This is a genomic window from Chromobacterium alkanivorans (assembly GCF_016937655.1).
Taxonomy (GTDB): Bacteria; Pseudomonadota; Gammaproteobacteria; order Burkholderiales; family Chromobacteriaceae; genus Chromobacterium; species Chromobacterium alkanivorans.
The window spans coordinates 340,667-358,700 of the sequence record NZ_JAFHKL010000003.1 but is presented as its reverse complement, the minus strand read 5'-3'; the positions used below and the strand labels follow the sequence as shown (position 1 = coordinate 358,700).

Genomic DNA, 18,034 nt, shown 5'->3' with positions numbered 1-18,034 from the left:
CGGGTCTCCCGTTCACAGCGCCGGTTGCCAGCGGCGGAAGCGGCGTTCAATCAGGCTGAAGCCGGCGTTGGACAGCAGGGTCATCAATAGGTAGATGGCGGCCACGGTCAGATAGAACAGCAGGTACTGGCGGGTGGAGCCGGCGGCCTGCTTGGTGGTGAACAGCAGTTCGCTGTAGCCCACCACGCTGATCAGCGCGCTGTCCTTGATCAGCACCAGCCACAGATTGGCCAGGCCGGCCAGCGCGTAGGGCATCATCTCCGGCAGGATCACCCGGCGCGCGGTCAGCCAGCGGCCACAGCCAAAGGCGCGCGCGGCCTCGATGTGGCCGTGCGGTATCGCCTGCACTGCGCCGCGCATGATTTCCGCCGCGTAAGCGCCTTGCACGATGCCCAGCACCACGATGGCGGCGGCGAAGCCGTTCACTTCCACCTGCGGCTGGCCCAGCAGCGCCGCCAGCGCGTTGATGGCGTCGCCGCCGGCGTAGTAGAGCAGCAGGATCAGCAGCAGCTCCGGCAGCGAGCGGCACACGCTGGTGTAGGCGTTGGCCAGCCGCTTGAGCAGCGGGTGGCCGCCCAGCTTGACCAGCGCGGTGGCCAGGCCGATGAGCAGGCCCAGCGCGAAAGCGCCCAGCGAGATTTCCAGCGTGACCACAGCGCCTTGCAGCAGGGCGGGGCCCCAGTCGCGGACTACGGCGTCGTAGGCTTGTTGCAGTGCATCCAGCATATAGGCTCTCCCTGGGGCGGCGCGGGCTGGCGGGGCGCTGTCACTTGGCGTCCGGCGAGATGTTGACCTTGAAGTATTTCTTCTGGATGGCGTCGAAGCTGCCGTCGGCGCGCAGTTGCAGGATGGCCTGGTCGAACTGCTGCTTGAGCGCGGTGTCGGCCTTGCGCAGGCCGGCGCCGATGCCGGGGCCGAACAGCGGGTCCTTGGGCGCCAGGCCCTTGGATTCCAGCCCGGAACCGTCCTTGCCGCCGAGGAAATCGCTGGCGGCCAGCGCGTCCAGCAGCATCAGGTCCACGCGGCCGGCGACGAGGTCGGCGTTCAGTTCGTCCTGGGTGTTGTAGTAACGGATGACGGAGCCGGCGCCGTAGTATTTCTTCAGGAAGTTGGCGTTGGTGGTGGCGGATTGCACGCCCAGGGTCTTGCCCTTGAGGCCGGCCGGGCTGAGCACGGTTTTCTGGCCTTTAGGGCCGACGAATTCGGAGGCGGTGTAGTAATAGGGCAGGCTGAAGGCGATGACTTTTTCCCGCTCCGGGGTGATGGACATGGAGTTGAAAATCACGTCTATCTTCTTGCTGTTGAGCGCGGGGATGATGCCGTCCCAGGACACTTCGGCGATCTGACAGTTTTGCTTGAGGCGCTGGCACAGCTTGCGCACCAGTTCCACTTCAAAGCCGCTCCATTGGCCGTTGCTTTGTTTGATGGTGAACGGCGGGTAGGGCTCGGCGGCGATGCCGATGCGCAGCGGATTGGCGGCGGCCGCGGCGGCACAGCACAGGACGGCGAAGGCGGCGATGAGAGTGCGGAGTGAGTTCATGGGGTTTCTCCCTGGGGGCGTCAGGCGTTGACAAACTGGCGGCAGCGTTCGCTGCGCGGCGCGGCGAAAACCTGTTCCGGCGGACCGGCTTCCTCGATGCGGCCCTGATGCAGGAACAGCACCTTGCTGGACACTTCGCGGGCGAAGGCCATTTCGTGGGTGACCAGCAGCATGGTGCAGCCTTCCTCGGCCAGCTGGCGTATCACCCGCAGCACTTCGCCCACCCGTTCCGGGTCCAGCGCGGAGGTGGGTTCGTCGAACAGCATGACCGCCGGCCGGGTGGCCAGCGCGCGGGCAATGGCCACCCGCTGTTGCTGGCCGCCGGACAAAAAGGCCGGATAGGCCTGGCGCTTGTCCGCCATGCCCACTTTCTCCAGCAGCGCCTCGGCCAGCGCCACCGCTTCGGCGCGCGGCTGGCGCAAGACGCGTATCGGCACCTCGATCAGGTTTTCCAGCACCGTCATGTGCGGCCACAGATTGAAGTTCTGGAACACCATGCCCAGCCGGGTGCGCAGCCGGTCCACCTGGCGCGGGTCGGCCGGCGCGCGCCGTCCGCGTTTGTCGGTGCGCAGGGCGATTTCCTCGCCGGCGATCAGCACCCGGCCGTCGTCCGGGACTTCCAGCAGATTCAGACAGCGCAGCAGGGTGCTCTTGCCGGAGCCGCTGGCGCCGATCAGCGACACCACTTCACCGGCGGAGGCGGCGAAGGAGACGCCGTCCAGCACGACTTGGCTGTCAAAGCGCTTGCGCAGGTTTTCCACCGCGACGATGGGCGCGGGGGGAGGGTGGATGGCGGGTGTGGGGTGATGCATGGGCTCTCCTCCTTGCGGCTGTGGCAGCCTGCTGTTGGGGACCTCGAAAAACCTACTGCGCGGTCCGATAGCGGCGTTGCTCCGTGCTCGCTTCCTCGCTGTACTGCTTGTACTAGCTCGGTCGCGGTGCGCGGTGCGCCTTGCTCTCGAACCGCTCGCTACGGCTTTCGAGGTCCCCGTTATTGTCAGTCGCGTGTGGGCGCGGCTCTGCTGAGTGTGGCAACATCCATGCCAGCGGGCCTGTTTTTTAATTGCATGAATTTAAAAGGGTTTTGCGCTTGCTCGTGGCGACAAAAACCGTCAATACTGCAACTATTCATAAAAACGCCAAATTTTGGGCACCCGTGCTGGTGGTGCGGAGTAGAGGGGGAGACATGGACGCGGACCTGAGCCAAGGCATTGCGCTGTTTGGCGATTTTTTCGACGCGATCGGCCTGTCGGTGGCCATCATCGACCAGGACGGGCGCTACGCCTATTACAACCAGGAGTGCTCGCAGCTGGACGATTACACCGCCGAGCAGGCGCTGGGAACCTATCTGCTGGAGCTGTACCCGGAGCTGGACGAGAACAGCAGCACGCTGTTGCAGGCGCTGCGGCAGGGCCGCAGCTACCGCAATCATTACCAGCGTTACCGCAATCCCAGGGGCAAGGCGGTGCATCAGGTGCACACCACGCTGCCGCTGAAGCGCGCCGACGGCCGCATCGTCGGCGCGGTGGAATTGTCTCGCGATCTAACCGTGGTCAGCCCGCTGCATCAGGCGCTGGTGGATTTGCAGCAGGGCGTGGAGGAGGTGGCCGACGGCGGGCTGATGGGCATCATCACCGACGACGCGGCGATGAAGCAGTTGATCCATCAGGGCCGGCGGCTGGCGCGCGCCGACGTGCAGGTGTTGATCCACGGCGAAACCGGCACCGGCAAGGAGTTGTTCGCCCGGCTGCTGCATCAGGAGGGGCCGCGCGCCGAGCGTCCCTTCGTGGTGCTCAATTGCGCGGCGTTGCCGGAGCCGCTGTTTGAAAGCACCTTGTTCGGCACCGTGCGCGGCGCTTTCACCGGGGCCGAGGACCGGCGCGGGGTGCTGGAATCCGCCCACGGCGGCACCCTGTTTCTGGACGAGATCAACTCGCTGCCGTTGTCCATCCAGGGCAAGCTGCTGCGCGCCTTGCAAGAGGGCACGTTCAGCCGGGTGGGGTCCGGCGCGGAGGTGCGCGTGGATGTGCGGGTGGTGGCGGCCAGCAACGAGTCGCCGCAGCGGATGCTGGACGAGCGCAAGATCCGGCCGGATCTGTTGTACCGCTTGAACGTGGGCAGTCTGGCGGTGCCGCCGCTGCGCGAGCGGTTGCGGGACATCCCGCTGCTGGCGCAGTCCTTTTTGCGCAAGCACGGCAAGGTCACCGGCCACCGCGTGCAGCGCATCAGCCACGCGGTGATGGAGCGGATGCTGCGCTATCACTGGCCGGGCAATGTGCGCATGCTGGAGAACGTGCTGCTGCGCAGCCTGATCCTGTGCGAGGGCGGGGACGAACTGGATTTCCTGTTGCTGGAAGACGAGGGCGAGGCGGCGCAGCGGCGCGCGGAAGAGCGCCGGCCGCCGGCCGCGCCGCCGCCGGACGCCGAGGGCACGCTGGAGCAGCGGATGGCGCGCTATGAGCGGCGGCTGTTGGTGGATTGCCTGGAGGGCTGCGCCAATCTGACCGAGGCCGCGCGCCGGCTGGGCCTGCCGCGCGCCACCTTGCAGTACAAATTGAAGAAGCACGGGATACAGCTGGCGCGCACGGTGCTGGGGTGAACGGGGCGGGGATATCCCGAAGAGAGCTGCCGATGGGGGTGCTGAACAGCATAAAAGGAGCCATCATGCACGACAGCGATTGCGGTGGAGCCCGGTGACGGCCAGTGGGCCTAAGATTTCCGCGTGGGTATCGCTGCGCTCCACCCACCCTACCCATGGCGAGCGGCCGCGCGTAGGGTGGGTGGAGCCGCAGGCGATACCCGCCAGCGCTCGCGGTTTTCCACATTGGTGCCTTTAAACCGCCTCTCAGAGCCTGTTTACGATTTCGCGAGACAAGGCGAAAGCGGCTGAGAAAGCGGAATGTACCAGTGGTGCATGAGCATTTCGAAGATGGTTTCAACGCCGTATCGCTGACGCGCAACAGATCGTAAACAGGTTCTCACAAATCCAGCACCAGTGGCCCGCCCCCCGCCGCCCGCGACACGCAGATCATGATCCGTTCCCGCCGCTCCGCCTCGCTCAGGTATTGGTCGCGGTGCTCGGCGTCGCCGGCCAGCAGCCTGGTTTCGCAGCTGCCGCAATAACCTTCCCGGCATAGGCAGTCCGGCCGCAGCGCGGTCTGCCGTTCTATCGCCGCCAGGATGGACTCGTCGGCGTCCACCCGCAGCCGCAGGCCGGAGCGGGCCAGTTCCACCTCGAAACTTGCGCTCTCTCCCGCGGCGTCCGTGCTGAAGCGCTCATAGTGCAGCCGGCCGGCTGGCAAGCGCCGCGCGCAGGCGTCCGCGGTCGCGGCGATCAGCCGTTCCGGCCCGCAGACATATACCTGGCTGTCCGCCGGCGCGGCGGCGATCAGCGCGTCCAGGTCCAGCTTGCGGCCGGCCCTGCTCTCGTACAGGCGGATTCTGGCGTCGCCCCGTTCGCTTCGTTCGGCCAGCTCTGCGGCGAAGGCGGCGCCGGCGGCGTCGCGGAAGGCGTAGTGCAGCTGGTAGCTGGCGTCAGCGCCCAGCGCCGCCATATGGGCGATGAAGGGGGTGATGCCGATGCCGCCGGCGATGAACAGCCGCGGGCCGGGGGCGGCGGCCAGCGGGAAGCGGTTGGCCGGCGCTTGCACCCGCAGGCGGCTGCCCGGCTGCAGCGCGTGCAGGTAGCGCGAGCCGCCGCGCGAGTCCGGCTCCTGCTTGACCGCGATGCGGTAGACCCCGCCGCCGGGGTCCAGCAGGGAGTAGGCCGCCGGTCGGCCCGGCGGCGGCATGTCCACCACGATGTGGCTGCCGGACGGGCAGGGCGGGGCCGGGCCGTCCAGCGGCCGCAGGGTGAAGGCCTTGATCCCGGCGGCCACTTCCTCGATGGCGCAGACTTCGGTGACGATGGCGGGCATGCGCGGCGCTCCGGTTCAGCCGCGGTAGGCGGCGGCCACCAGCTGGTGGAAATGGGCGATGCCGTGCTCGCTGATGCCGCTGCGCTGGCTGTCCGCCATGATGCGGCCCTGGCCGCGGTAGCCGCGCGATTGCAGCCCGCGCTGCACGCTTTCCACCAGCCGCAGGTCCTCGGGGCGGAATTCGTCGCGCGCCCAGCTGACGAAGCGGCGCTGTTCCTCGTTCAAGTCCTGATTGAGAAACAGGATGTCGTAATGCTGGACGGTGACGCCGGCGGATTCCGGAAACTCGTAGATCACCGTCATCGCCGCGTCGCCGGGTACCACGTTGAACATCACGCCGGGCCACAGCCAGTAGCCGTTGAAGGCCTGGTTGGCGGCCTCGCCGTCAAAGGCGTAGCTGCTGTCGCTGGACTGGGCGGCGCCGCGCTGCAAGGTCCAGCGGCCGTGGAAGCTGTGGGTGTAGCCGTCGGTGGACACCGATTGCGAGAAGCTGGGGTGGGCCGGCGCGCAGTGGTAGCACTCCATGTAGTTGTCGACGATGACTTTCCAGTTGGCCGGCGTGGTGGTGACCACGCGCTCAGCCACCTTCAAGTCCGCCACTTGCGGGCACACTTGCATGAAGTGCTCTTGCAGGCCGGCGTATTCGACCTCGATGTCCGCCGCGTCCGGGTCCATGTTGACGAAGACGAAGCCGCAGTATTCGGCCACCCGCAGCGGGCTCAGATGGCTGCCGGCGCGGTCGAAGTCCGCCACCTGCTCGCAGTTGCGCGCGTGCGCCAGCTGGCCGTCCAGCTTGAAGGCCCAGGCGTGGTAGGGACAGGTGATCACATTCTTGGCTTGGCCGCTGCCGCTGAGCAGCTCGTGGCCGCGATGTGGACAGACGTTGTAGAAGGCGCGCAGCGCGCCGTCGCGGTCGCGCAGCAGCAGGATGTTTTCGCCTATCACTCGGCGGGTGACGTAGTCGTTGGGCCGGGCCAGTTCGCTGCCGTGGCACAGGCATAGCCAGGACTTGGCGAAGATGCGCTCTTTCTCGTAGGCGAACACCTCGTCGGCGGTGTAGCAGCGCGCCGGCAGGGTGTGGGCGCGGTCGATGTCGCGGCAGAAGTCGGCGGGCAGTTGCGGCGCGGCGGGCGGGGGCAGGGCGACGGCGTGCTGTTGCATGGCGGGGCTCCTTAAAAAGCCTTATGAGTGGGGGACGGCTGTCGATGATTTAACGGTTTGCCGGCGGCGGCGGAGCGGATGGCGGCGACGCTTACTTTTCATTGCGCGACAATTTGCATTAGCGCGAACCGGGCGCTCGCGCTTATGCTGGCCATGGAGCGTGCTGGATTGAATGGGGAGCGCCGCGGTGGACGAATACCATTTCCTGTTGTTGCCGGAGTTTTCCTTCATTGGCTTCGCCGCCTTGATGGAGCCGTTTCGCATCGCCAACCGCTTTCAGCCCGACGCCAGCCGCTGGCGGCTGCTGTCCGTCGACGGCCAGGCGGTGGCGGCCAGCAATGGCATTGCGCTGATGGTGGACGGCACGCTGGCGGAGGCTGGGCCGTGCACCTGTCTGTTCGTGGTCAGCAGCTTCCATCCGCTGCGCCATTACACGCCGGAATTGGGCGCGGCGCTGCGGCGGCTGGAGCGCGGGGGCATGACCCTGGGGGCGATAGACACCGGCTGTTTCATCCTGGCCGAGGCCGGCTTGCTGCGCGGCGAGACGGTGACGCTGCACTGGGAGGCGATTCCGGCCTTCCGGGAGCGCTACCCGCAGGTGAGGGCCAGCCAGGAGCTGTTCCTGACCGAGCGACGGCCCACTTCCGCCGGCGCGGTGGCCGGGCTGGATCTGGCGCTGGCCTTGCTGGCGCGGCGTCATGGCCGCGAGCTGGCGCTGGCGGTGTCCGAGCAACTGGTGCAGGGCCAGATGCGCAGCCCGTCCGAGCACCAGCGCCTGCAAGTGGCCAGCCGCTACCAGGTGCACAACAAGAAGCTGGCGCAGGCGATACGGTTGATGGAGGAGCAGTTGGAGGAACCATGGCCGCCGGAGGAGCTGGCCGCGCGCTGCGGCGCCACCCGCCGTCAGCTGGAGCGCCTGTTCCGCGCCCATCTCAAGGCCTCGCCGGCGGAGTTCTACCGCGCGCTGAGGCTGGACCGCGCCCGCTGGCTGCTGCGCCAGACCGAGCTGAGCGTGGTGGAAATCAGCGTGGCCTGCGGCTTTGAGTCGCCGTCCTATTTTTCCCGCGCCTACCGCAAGCGTTTCGACCGCAGTCCGAGGGAGGATCGCGAGGATCGCAGCGGCGCTTGAGAAGCTGTTCTAAGAACGTGTTTACGATCTCGCGAGCTAAGGCGAGACAAGGCGAAAACGGTTGAAGAAGCTGAATGTACAGGTGGTACATGAGCATTTCGAAACCGTTTTCAACGCCCTTTTCTATCCATCCTGCCGACGCGCAGCAGATCGTAAACAGGTTCTAAGCGGTTTTCGCCTTGTCTCGCGCTAGCTCGCGAGACTTTGGAGCGGTCCGGCGCGGCGGGCATTGGCTGGCCGCGGACGGTATTATCGGGTACTGTTGAGGGTTTGGATTGGCGCGGGCGGCGCGCCTCCATAAAATGACAGGGCAAACCCCAAATAGCCCTACGCTGGAGAAACCCGAAAATGGCCATCATCCGTCAGGAAGACTTCGTGCAAAGCATTGCCGACGCCTTCCAGTTCATCAGCTATTACCACCCCAAAGACTATATCGACGCGCTGTACCAGGCGTATCTGAAGGAAGAAAGCCCGGCGGCCAAGGACGCCATGGCGCAGATCCTGATCAACAGCCGCATGTGCGCCGAAGGCAAGCGCCCGATCTGCCAGGATACCGGCATCGCCGTGGTGTTCCTGAAAGTGGGCATGAAGGTGCAGTGGGACGCCCAGTTGTCGGTGCAGGAAATGGTGAACGAAGGCGTGCGCCGCGCTTACCTGAACCCGGACAACAAGCTGCGCGCCTCGGTGCTGCTGGATCCGGCCGGCAAGCGCCAGAACAGCAAGGACAATACCCCGGCGGTGGTGCATTTCGAGATCGTCGAAGGCGACGGCGTGGAAGTGACCTGTGCGGCCAAGGGCGGCGGCTCGGAGAACAAATCCAAGTTCTACGCGCTGAATCCGTCCGACTCCATCGTGGACTGGGTGCTGAAGACCCTGCCCACCATGGGCGCAGGCTGGTGTCCGCCGGGCATCCTCGGCATCGGCATCGGCGGCACGCCGGAAAAGGCGATGCTGCTGGCCAAGGAAAGCCTGATGAGCCATGTGGACATCCAGGACTTGAAGGCCAAGGCGGACAGCGGCGCGGAACTGAGCCGCGTGGAGCAGCTGCGCCTGGAGCTGTTTGAAAAGGTCAACGCGCTGGGCATCGGCGCCCAGGGCCTGGGCGGCCTGACCACGGTCTTGGACGTGAAGATTCTGGATTACCCCACCCACGCGGCCAGCCTGCCGGTGGCGATGATCCCCAACTGCGCGGCCACCCGCCACGTGCATTTCCACCTGGACGGCAGCGGCCCGGCCTCGCTGGAAGCGCCGCGCCTGGAAGACTGGCCGGACATCACCTACGACAACTCCAACGGCAAGCGCGTCAATCTGGACGCCATCACCCCGGAAGAGGTGCAAAGCTGGCAGCCGGGCGACGTGTTGCTGCTCAACGGCAAGATCCTCACCGGCCGCGACGCCGCGCACAAGCGCATGGTGGACATGCTGAACAAGGGCGAGAAGCTGCCGGTGGACTTCACCAACCGCTTCATCTACTACGTGGGCCCGGTGGACCCGGTGCGCGACGAAGTGGTGGGCCCGGCCGGCCCCACCACCGCCACCCGCATGGACAAGTTCACCCGTCAGATGCTGGAACAGACCGGTTTGCTGGGCATGATAGGCAAGGCCGAGCGCGGCCCCACCGCGATCGAGGCGATCAAGGACAACAAGGCGGTCTATCTGATGGCCGTCGGCGGTTCCGCCTACCTGGTGTCCAAGGCGATCAAGGCCTCCAAGGTGGTGGCCTTCGAAGACCTGGGCATGGAAGCCATTTACGAGTTCGAGGTCAAGGACATGCCGGTGACGGTGGCGGTGGATTCCTGTGGATCCAGCGTGCACAACACCGGCCCGGCCGAGTGGCGCGTGAAGATAGGCAAGATTCCGGTGGTCCCGGTGTAATGCTCGCATGAAAGAAACGGTCGCCTTCGGCGGCCGTTTTTGTTTGGCCGGCGGCGCTTGAAAACGGTTTGATCCAGACCAAAGTCGGGCGGCGAACCGTCGCCTATGCTCGGCGGCACACCCTTATTTCTCCGCCCGCATGTTGACCGAATTTTCATTGATCCTGACCTTGTTGCAGCAGATGTGCGTTTACCTGGTGATCGCCTATCTCTTGTCCAAGACGCCGCTGTTCATCCCGCTGACCCAGGTCACCATCCGCCTGCCGCACAAGCTGGTGTGCTATCTGGTGTTCTCGGTGTTCTGCGTGATGGGCACTTATTTCGGCCTGCACATCGACGATTCCATCGCCAACACCCGCGCCACCGGCGCGGTGCTGGGCGGCATGCTGGGCGGACCGTGGGTGGGGTTGGCGGTGGGCTTCACCGGCGGCTTGCATCGTTATTCGCTGGGCGGGGTCACCGCCGGCGCCTGCATGGCGTCCACCATGGCCGAAGGCCTGCTGGGCGGGCTGGTGCACCGTTATTTCGTGCGGCGCGGCCAGGTGGGGCGGGTGTTCGACCCGCTGGCGGTGGCCGCGGTGGCGCTGCTGGCCGAATGCCTGCAGATGTTGATTCTGCTGGCGGCGGTCAAGCCCTTCGCCGCCGCCTGGCATCTGGTGCGCAGCATCGCGCTGCCGATGATGATAGCCAACACCCTGGGCGCGGCCATGTTCATGCGTATCCTGCTGGACCGGCGCGCGCTGGCGGAGAAGTATTCCTCCGCCTTCTCCTCCAAGGCGCTGCAGATCGCCGCCCGAGCCGAGGGCGTGCTGCGCCACGGCTTCGACCGCGACAACTGCATGACCATGGCGCGCATCCTGTACGAGGAGCTGGGCGTGGGCGCGGTGGCGCTGACCGACCGCGAGCGGCTGCTGGCCTTCATCGGCGCCGGCGCCGACCACCACCTGGCCGGCACGCCCATCACCTCGCCGCTGACCCAGCGCGCCATCGCCGCCAACCAGGTGGTGTACGCCGACGGCAACGAGACGCCGTACCGCTGCTCCATCAGCCCGGCCTGCAAGCTGGGCTCCTCGCTGGTGATCCCGCTGCGCGGCGAGGACGAGCGGGTAATCGGCACCATCAAGCTGTACGAGACGCGCAACAAGCTGTTTTCCGGCATCAACCTGACCCTGGGCGAGGGCATCGCCCGGTTGTTGTCCAATCAGATCCTGCAAGGCAAGTACGAGCAGCAGAAACAGCTGCTGGCCCAGACCGAGATCAAATTGCTGCACGCCCAGGTCAACCCGCACTTCCTGTTCAACGCGCTCAACACCCTGTCCGCGGTGATACGCCGCAACCCGGAACACGCGCGCCAGCTGGTGCAATACCTGTCCACCTTTTTCCGCAAGAACCTGAAGCGTTCCAGCGAGATGGCCACGCTGGGCGACGAGATCGACCATGTCAGCGCCTATCTGCGCATCGAGGAGGCGCGCTTCGCCGGCCGGCTGCAGGTGGAGATAGAAGCGCCGGAGGCGGCGCGGCGGGCGGAGCTGCCGGCGTTTTCCCTGCAGCCGCTGGTGGAGAACGCGATCAAGCACGGCACCTCGCAATTGCTGGAACCGGGCCGTATCCGCATCGCCGCCCGCTGCGACGCGCAAGGCCTGCGGGTGACGGTGGAGGACAACGCCGGGCTCTACCGCAAGCCGGAGCATAGCGACGGCCTGGGCATGTCGCTGGTGGACCGCCGCATCCGCGCCCGTTACGGCGAGGCCTACGGGGTGGCGGTGGACTGCGCACCTGAGCTTTACACCCGGGTCAGCCTGTTGCTGCCCTGCCGTTGCCCGCGGGCGGACGCGCAGCGCGCCGGAGCGGCGGCGTGAGCGCGGCCGGCCTGCCCAGCGCGCTGCTGGTGGACGACGAACCGCTGGCGCGCGACGAATTGCGCCAGCTGCTGCAGGCCGCCGGCGGCCTGGACATCGTCGGCGAGTGCGGTAACGCGGTGGAGGCCATCGCCTTCATCCATCGCCGCAAGCCGGACGTGGTGTTTCTGGACATCCAGATGCCGCGCATCAGCGGCCTGGAAATGCTGGCGATGCTGGACCCGGAAGCCATGCCGCAAGTGGTGTTCGTCACCGCCTACGACGCCTACGCGCTGCAGGCCTTTGAAGAGCACGCCTGCGACTACCTGCTGAAGCCGGTGGATCCGGCGCGGCTGGCCAAGACCCTGGCGCGGCTGCGCCAGCGCGCCGCGCCGCCGCCGGAGGCGATGCGAGCCCTGGCGCCGCTGAACCTGATTCCCTGCCAGGGCGTCAACCGCATCGTGCTGTGCCGTTTGGAGGAGGTGGCCTACGTCTGCTCCCGGCTCAGCGGCGTGTACGTGGTGGACGCCGCCGGCGCGGAGCGTTTCACCGAGCTGACGCTGCGCACGCTGGAAGAGCGCAGCGATCTGTTCCGCTGCCACCGGCAATACCTGGTGCGCTTGTCGGCGATACGGGAAATCCTGTTCGGCGACAACGGCGTGGCCACCGTCTGCACGCTGGACGGCCACAGTCTGCCGGTCAGCCGCCGCTATCTGAAGCCCTTGAAGGACGCGCTGGGCATCGCGAGCTAGCGGCCCGCCCGTCCGAATGCGCCGCGCATCCCCCGCCGGTGTGCTACACCTCAGTCCAGGGGGAGACATTCGATGACAAAACCAATACTGCTGTGCGCGGCCTGGGCGCTGGGCTGCGCGCCCGGCCTGCTCCACGCCTGCAACGGCACGGCGACCCAGGACAGTTCGCCGAACATTACCCGGCCGGACCTGCACGGCATCGCCGTCTTCCTGCCGCAATTGCTGGAGAACAATCAGAACAGCCCGTTCGCCGAACTGCTCTACGTGGTGGCCAGGCATTACAAGGAAGGCAAGATCAGCTTCAGCATCGAGCCGGTCAAGCGCGTCTACATGGACACCAACGACAAGAACGCGGACTTCCGTTTTCCCATCATGAAAGTGCGCGAAGGCGCCGACGACGCCACGCCCTACCAGTTCACCAAGGAGATGCTGGGCAAGGTCACTTTCGTGCTCTACACCCACAAGACCAAGCCGCTGGACAAGGAAGACGTGCTGCGCATGGCCAATCTGGCCAAATACAATATCGAGGCGCCGCCGGTGAACTGGGGCTTTCCCAGCAAGAGCGTGGTCAATCTGGAGCTGTCGCTGAAAAAGCTGAACCTGGGCCGGGTGGACGGGGTGTTGTGGGCGCAGGAGGAGGCGGATTATCTGGTGCGCAAGTTCAAGCTGAACAATATCCGCCGCGCCCGCTTCGACGACTACCCGGACGTGTTCTTCCTCAACTGCAACCGCCGCGGCGATTTCGTCCACCAGGCGCTGAACCGGGCCATCCGCGCCGCGCGCGCCAGCGGCGAACTGCAGAAAGCCTACGCCAAGGTGCATAAGCCGTATCAGGATTGGCAGCCCTGAGAACCTGTTTACGATCTGCTGCGCGTCGGCGATACGGCGTTGAAACCGAGCTCAAAATGCTCATGTACCACTTGTACATTCCGCTTTTTCGCTCGTTTTCGCCTTGTCTCGCCTTAGCTCGCGAGATCGTAAACACGTTCTGAGGGACTGTTCAAAGCCTGCTGCGCTTAGAACCTGTGTACGATCTGCTGCGCGTCGGTAGAGACATTGTGCGATGAGTGCCCGCTTCGAAATGCTCATGTACCACGTGTACATTTCGCTTTCTCAGCCGGTTTCGCCTTGTCTCGCCCTTGCTCGCGAGACTTTGAACAGGCCTTGAGCGCCGCTCGCTCCGCTCCAGCCGCCGCTGGCGACGCCATGCTGCCGCTGAGCCGGTTTCCGCCACACGGAGGCCGCGCCCGCGCGTAAGTTCCGGGTAAGACTATCACCGGAGCTGACAAAAATGGATCACGCATTGACCTTCGTGATCGCCACCCTTTGCATACTTGCCATCTGCTACCGCCTGTACGGGGTGTTCTTCACGCGCAAGGTATTGGGTGTCGATGATAGCGCCGTGACCCCGGCGCATGAATTGCAGGACGGCAAGGACTATGTGCCCACCAGCAAGTGGGTGGCGTTCGGCGGCCACTTCGCCGCCATCGCGGCGGCCGGCCCGCTGGTGGGGCCGGTGCTGGCCGCCCAGTACGGCTATCTGCCCAGCATGTTGTGGCTGCTGATAGGCTGTGTGATCGGCGGCGCGGTGCACGACACCGTGGTGCTGTTCGCCTCGATGAAGCATCACGGCAAATCCTTGTCGGAAGTGGCCAAGACCGAGCTGGGCCCCTGGGCCGGCTGGTGTACCGGCCTGGCCATGCTGTTCATCATCACCATCACCATGGCCGGTCTGTCCATGGTGGTGGTGCATGCGCTGGAGCGCAATCCCTGGGGCGCGTTCGCGGTGAGCATGACCATTCCCATCGCCATCGCCGTCGGCCTGTGGGAGCGCGTCACCGGCAGCATGAAGAACGCCAGCTATGTCGGAGTCGCCGCCATCATGGCCTGTGTGTTCGCCGGCCCCTACATCCAGGGCACCGCGCTGGGCGAGATGCTGACGCTGAAGGCGTCCACCGTGTCCCTGCTGCTGCCCATCTATGCCTTCTTCGCCACCGCGCTGCCGGTGTGGATGCTGCTGACGCCGCGCGCCTGTCTGTCCAGCTTCATGAAGATAGGCGTGTTCGGCCTGTTGGTGGTGGGCGTGGTGTTCATCAACCCGCAAATCCAGTTCCCCGCCGTCACCCAGTTCATCCACGGCGGCGGCCCGGTGCTGGCCGGCCCGGTATGGCCGTTCATCTCCATCACCATCGCCTGCGGCGCCATTTCCGGCTTCCACGCCTTCATCGGCTCCGGCACCACGCCCAAGCAGATAGACCGCTGGAGCGACATCCTGCCGGTGGGCTTTGGCGCGATGCTGGCCGAATGCGTGGTGGGGGTGATGGCGCTGATTGCCGCCACCGCGCTGCACCCGGCGGATTACTTCGCCATCAACTCCGCGCCGGACGCCTTCGCCAAGCTGGGCATGCAGGTGGTGAACCTGCCGCAGCTGTCGCAGGAGATCGGCCTGGACCTGTACGGCCGCACCGGCGGCGCGGTGACGCTGGCGGTGGGCATGGCGGACATCTTCACCCGCATCCCCTGGTTCCATAATCTGGCGTCCTACTTCTTCCAGTTCATGGTGATGTTTGAAGCGGTGTTCATCCTCACCGCCATCGATTCCGGCACCCGTGTTGCCCGCTATCTGATTCAGGACTTCGTCGGCGACGCCTGGGCGCCGCTCAAGCGCACCGACTGGATGCCCGGCGCCATCGGCGCCTCGGTGGTGGCCTGCCTGCTGTGGGGCTATCTGCTGAACTCCGGCGACATCAATTCGGTGTGGGCGCTGTTTGGCGTGTCCAATCAGCTGATGGCGTCCATCGGCCTGATCATCGGCGCCACCATCATCCTGCGGCTGTCGCACAATCGCGCCTACATGATGACCTGCCTGGCGCCGCTGGCTTATCTCTACGTCACCGTCAACTACGCCGGCTACTGGATGATCAAGCACGTTTACCTGAACCCGGCGGCCAAGGGTTACAACCTGTTCAATGCCGCCATTTCCATCACCATGCTGGCGCTGGGCCTGGTGATCTTGCTGTCCGCCTGCCGCAAGTGGAGGGCACTGCTGGCGCGTCCGGCGCCGGACGCGAGCCGGGAACTGGCCGCCGCCAAGGCTTGAGCCGCTTAATCAAAATTGGGGTAAGACTTGGCCCGCTGGCGACAGCGGGCCTTTTTTTGCGCCAGGGCCGTGAGAACCTGTTTACGATCTGCTGCGCGTCGGCGATACGGCGTTGAAAACGAGCTCAAAATGCTCATGTACCACGTGTACATTCCGCTTTTTCGCTCGTTTTCGCCTTGTCTCGCCTTAGCTCGCGAGATCGTAAACACGTTCTGAGAAAGCCAGAGGGCGCTTTCTCAGGTGGTGGATGTCAGCGTTTAGTGACGTAGTCAGGCAGGCCGCTGATCTTCTTCTCGTAGTCCGGCACATTGATAGGCCGCACGCTGTTGTTGCCCTGAATCATCGACGGAATCGCCACCGCGTGTTCGGCCAGGTCCCAGCCCAGGATGGTTTCATCCGGCTCGCCGGGGTCTTGCGGCCCGGTGATCGACTCATAACCCAAGACGCTGTTCAAGGTGACGTTGCGGCCAAGCAGGCGGCTGATCTCCCTGAGCGCCGCGGCCTCGTCGTTGAGCGGCTGGCTGGTGCGGAACAGGCGGGAGAGGGCGGCTCTGGGCACGTAGACGCGCATCATGATGCCGGTGGCGCCGGAGTCGTTGTCCAGCGCGTAGCCGTAGGCGACTTCCGGATTGCCGGCGATGTAGAGGCCGCGCCAGATCGGTTGCAGTTCCTGAGAGCGGCGGGTGATGCCGCCGGTGACGATGCTTCTGGCTGCGGCGAGGGAACCGCCGTGATAGCCGGCAAAGACATAGCCCTGGTCCAGCAGCCGTTGATGGGTGGCTTGCAGACGTTCCTGGCTCCAGTTGCGGGTGGTGCCGTTGGCGAGGAATTCCACCGGCTCGCCCGGCGCGAAGAAGCTGGAGCCGGGGTGGTACTCGCGGTTGACGTGAGCGCCGTCGGCGTTGGTGGCGGCGCAAGGCTCGCTATCGGCCGGGCAGGTCAGCGACAGCACGTCCGCTCTTTGCGCGTCGTCGGCGCTGGCGCCGGCGTGGTTGGCGCGATAGGCGTTCAAGCGCGCCTCCGCCTCGGCCAGGCCTTCGCGGGCCATTTCCGGCGTTTCGCGCACCGCGGTGCCCAGCTGTGCCAGCGCCTCCGGGTCTTGCGCGCCGCTGACCGGGCGGGAATGGATCAAGTCATCGACCACCTGGCGGAAACGGTCGAAGGACAGTCGGGTGGCGATGTATAGCCCGACGATGTTTTCCACCCGGAAGCCGCAAGCGGACAGTTCTTCCCAGCCCCTGGGCTGGCGGCTGCGGGCCAGCGATTCCAGCGGAATGCCGCAGACGCGGTGGGCGGACAGCGCGCCCAGCGCGTTTTCCTTGCTGAAGTGCACCCGGTGCTGGATGGGCGCTTTGGCCAGCGGCTTGAATTCATTGATCTGCGGCTTGCCGGCCACCACCTTGTACAGCGCGCCTTCCCAGGTCTTGTTCAACTGGCAGCGGTTTTGGGTGACGTAGTTGTAGATGGCGTCCAGCGGGTCCAGCCAGCACAGCAGGACGCCGCTATGCCATTCGCTCCAGCGCTTTTGGCGGTTGTGCTGCGCTGGCGCGGCGGTGTAGCCCACGCCCGGCCAAGACAGGATGATGTCATTCCTCGGATTGGCGGAGCTGAACGCCAGCTTGGCCTTGTCCGGCCAGCGCGCCAACGCGGCGTCGTCCAGGTCCACGCTGTACAGCGGCGAGTGATCGACGATCTTCTTATTGCTGTCCATGTCCATGATGAACAGCTTGATGCTGGTGGGCGCGTCTTTGCCGATAGGCACCGCCCAATTCAGCGTGAACCATTCGGTGCGGCGCTTATGGGTGAATTTCTTGACCTTGCCGTCTGGGGTGGCCAGTTCAATGGTCAAGGTGCCCGGCGCGTGACCGGTGCCCTGGCCGTCGTTGATCCGGACCTTGGCGAAATCGTCGATCTTGATGGTGGCGCTGTTATTGGCGGCGGTGGTGAAACGGTCTTGCACGAACATCGAGTAATACAGCACGCCTTCGTTCGGCGACGGGGTGATTTGCAGCGGCAATGAGGTGCTGATGAATTTGCCCGGTTCCGCCGGCGAGAGAATGCAGTTGTCCGCGCATTGTTTGAAGATTTCGAAATCGGTTTTGATGACGGAACTGGTGGCCTGTTTGAAACTGGCGGTCTGAGCTGTTCCGGCGGCAAAGGGGCTGGCTTCGTCGGTTTCGCACGCGGACAATAAGGGAATCAGGCCCGCGGCAAGGGCAAGGCTTTTATACAATCGCATATGGCGCTCCTAAGTGATGGAATGAAGCGAGCGAGCCATTGTTGTGATCATTTTTTTAAATGATTGAATTTTATATTTACAGTATTCCGGTGTTTGTTTTTTTAGGTCAATGGTAAATAATTACAGTTCTATGTCATTGATTTTGATTGGAAAATTGTTTTTTAGGAAAGTGTTAAATAAAGATGGTTTTGTAAGGACTTTATTGTTGTTTCTATTGATGTGATGGATGGGTATTTAAATTTTTATGGCATTTTACTGGTCGCGGGTTTTTATTGCGGGGAGGGGGGCGGAATGGCGATGTGGTTTCAATTAAACCGCCTTGGCTTGACGTAATGCGCCGGCGTGCCAACAATTTCCGTCTGCGTACCGCTGCGGCATTGTCAGTGTCGGCGTAGGCGTTAATGGCGGGCGCAGGCGGGGAGCCCTCGCGGGCTGCCGGCTCCAAGATGTCGGTCTGCTAACCCTGCCAGATGCCTGTCGCTCC

13 protein-coding genes are annotated in these 18,034 nt (G+C 64.8%); 7 read left to right on the top strand and 6 right to left on the bottom strand.

The window, feature by feature from the left end; translation table 11 throughout:
- Positions 1-12: 12 nt before the first annotated feature.
- From JW897_RS07425 to JW897_RS07415, 3 genes are read right to left on the bottom strand one after another with little or no spacing between them, the layout of a single operon-like run.
- Complete coding sequence (locus tag JW897_RS07425; RefSeq protein ID WP_205465673.1) at positions 13-726, bottom strand: ABC transporter permease; 714 nt, start codon at positions 724-726, stop codon at positions 13-15.
- 40 nt (positions 727-766) lie between these two features.
- A complete protein-coding gene (locus JW897_RS07420; RefSeq protein WP_205465672.1) occupies positions 767-1,540 on the bottom strand; it encodes a transporter substrate-binding domain-containing protein in 774 nt (257 codons plus the stop codon).
- Positions 1,541-1,560: 20 nt separating this feature from the next.
- Positions 1,561-2,352, bottom strand: coding sequence for an ABC transporter ATP-binding protein (locus JW897_RS07415; protein WP_205465671.1), 792 nt, complete (start codon positions 2,350-2,352; stop codon positions 1,561-1,563).
- 374 nt (positions 2,353-2,726) lie between these two features.
- On the opposite strand from JW897_RS07415, the gene JW897_RS07410 reads away from it, so the two are divergent.
- Positions 2,727-4,139 carry a sigma-54 interaction domain-containing protein gene (locus JW897_RS07410; RefSeq protein ID WP_205465670.1) on the top strand — a complete coding sequence of 471 codons (1,413 nt, stop codon included), beginning with the start codon at positions 2,727-2,729 and terminating at the stop codon, positions 4,137-4,139.
- Positions 4,140-4,518: 379 nt separating this feature from the next.
- Here the strand turns inward: JW897_RS07410 and JW897_RS07405 are convergent, their stop codons facing one another.
- Positions 4,519-5,457 carry a PDR/VanB family oxidoreductase gene (locus tag JW897_RS07405; RefSeq protein WP_205465669.1) on the bottom strand — a complete coding sequence of 313 codons (939 nt, stop codon included), beginning with the start codon at positions 5,455-5,457 and terminating at the stop codon, positions 4,519-4,521.
- Between the two features lie 15 nt (positions 5,458-5,472).
- Entirely contained in the window at positions 5,473-6,618 is a 1,146-nt protein-coding gene (locus JW897_RS07400; RefSeq protein WP_205465668.1) for an aromatic ring-hydroxylating oxygenase subunit alpha, read from the bottom strand.
- A 172-nt stretch (positions 6,619-6,790) separates the two neighbouring features.
- On the opposite strand from JW897_RS07400, the gene JW897_RS07395 reads away from it, so the two are divergent.
- The 6 genes from JW897_RS07395 (at position 6,791) to JW897_RS07370 (ending at position 15,311) form a co-directional block, all read left to right on the top strand.
- A complete protein-coding gene (locus JW897_RS07395) occupies positions 6,791-7,747 on the top strand; it encodes a GlxA family transcriptional regulator (RefSeq protein WP_205465667.1) in 957 nt (318 codons plus the stop codon).
- A 348-nt stretch (positions 7,748-8,095) separates the two neighbouring features.
- Positions 8,096-9,622 (top strand): fumarate hydratase, encoded by a 1,527-nt coding sequence (locus tag JW897_RS07390; RefSeq protein WP_205465666.1) that lies wholly within the window; start codon positions 8,096-8,098, stop codon positions 9,620-9,622.
- A gap of 157 nt (positions 9,623-9,779) precedes the next feature.
- Positions 9,780-11,480 carry a sensor histidine kinase gene (locus tag JW897_RS07385; RefSeq protein ID WP_275899846.1) on the top strand — a complete coding sequence of 567 codons (1,701 nt, stop codon included), beginning with the start codon at positions 9,780-9,782 and terminating at the stop codon, positions 11,478-11,480.
- Complete coding sequence (btsR, locus tag JW897_RS07380; RefSeq protein WP_338030559.1) at positions 11,477-12,211, top strand: two-component system response regulator BtsR; 735 nt, start codon at positions 11,477-11,479, stop codon at positions 12,209-12,211. Before JW897_RS07385 ends, btsR begins: the two co-directional genes overlap by 4 nt.
- Positions 12,212-12,283: 72 nt before the next feature.
- Positions 12,284-13,060, top strand: a complete 777-nt coding sequence (locus JW897_RS07375; RefSeq protein WP_053077173.1) for a type 2 periplasmic-binding domain-containing protein — start codon at positions 12,284-12,286, stop codon at positions 13,058-13,060.
- A gap of 442 nt (positions 13,061-13,502) precedes the next feature.
- Positions 13,503-15,311 carry a carbon starvation CstA family protein gene (locus tag JW897_RS07370; protein WP_205465665.1) on the top strand — a complete coding sequence of 603 codons (1,809 nt, stop codon included), beginning with the start codon at positions 13,503-13,505 and terminating at the stop codon, positions 15,309-15,311.
- A 250-nt stretch (positions 15,312-15,561) separates the two neighbouring features.
- Here the strand turns inward: JW897_RS07370 and JW897_RS07365 are convergent, their stop codons facing one another.
- Complete coding sequence (locus tag JW897_RS07365; RefSeq protein ID WP_205465664.1) at positions 15,562-17,550, bottom strand: exotoxin A binding domain-containing protein; 1,989 nt, start codon at positions 17,548-17,550, stop codon at positions 15,562-15,564.
- Positions 17,551-18,034: the final 484 nt, after the last annotated feature.

Bases quoted from the DNA above. Each gene is read 5' to 3' on its own strand.
- JW897_RS07390 (WP_205465666.1), top strand. From the start codon at position 8,096: ATGGCCATCATCCGTCAGGAAGACTTCGTGCAAAGCATTGCCGACGCC.
- JW897_RS07420 (WP_205465672.1), bottom strand. From the start codon at position 1,540: ATGAACTCACTCCGCACTCTCATCGCCGCCTTCGCCGTCCTGTGCTGT.
- JW897_RS07375 (WP_053077173.1), top strand. From the start codon at position 12,284: ATGACAAAACCAATACTGCTGTGCGCGGCCTGGGCGCTGGGCTGCGCG.
- JW897_RS07425 (WP_205465673.1), bottom strand. From the start codon at position 726: ATGCTGGATGCACTGCAACAAGCCTACGACGCCGTAGTCCGCGACTGG.
- JW897_RS07410 (WP_205465670.1), top strand. From the start codon at position 2,727: ATGGACGCGGACCTGAGCCAAGGCATTGCGCTGTTTGGCGATTTTTTC.
- JW897_RS07370 (WP_205465665.1), top strand. From the start codon at position 13,503: ATGGATCACGCATTGACCTTCGTGATCGCCACCCTTTGCATACTTGCC.
- JW897_RS07400 (WP_205465668.1), bottom strand. From the start codon at position 6,618: ATGCAACAGCACGCCGTCGCCCTGCCCCCGCCCGCCGCGCCGCAACTG.
- JW897_RS07395 (WP_205465667.1), top strand. From the start codon at position 6,791: ATGGGGAGCGCCGCGGTGGACGAATACCATTTCCTGTTGTTGCCGGAG.
- JW897_RS07405 (WP_205465669.1), bottom strand. From the start codon at position 5,457: ATGCCCGCCATCGTCACCGAAGTCTGCGCCATCGAGGAAGTGGCCGCC.
- JW897_RS07365 (WP_205465664.1), bottom strand. From the start codon at position 17,550: ATGCGATTGTATAAAAGCCTTGCCCTTGCCGCGGGCCTGATTCCCTTA.
- JW897_RS07415 (WP_205465671.1), bottom strand. From the start codon at position 2,352: ATGCATCACCCCACACCCGCCATCCACCCTCCCCCCGCGCCCATCGTC.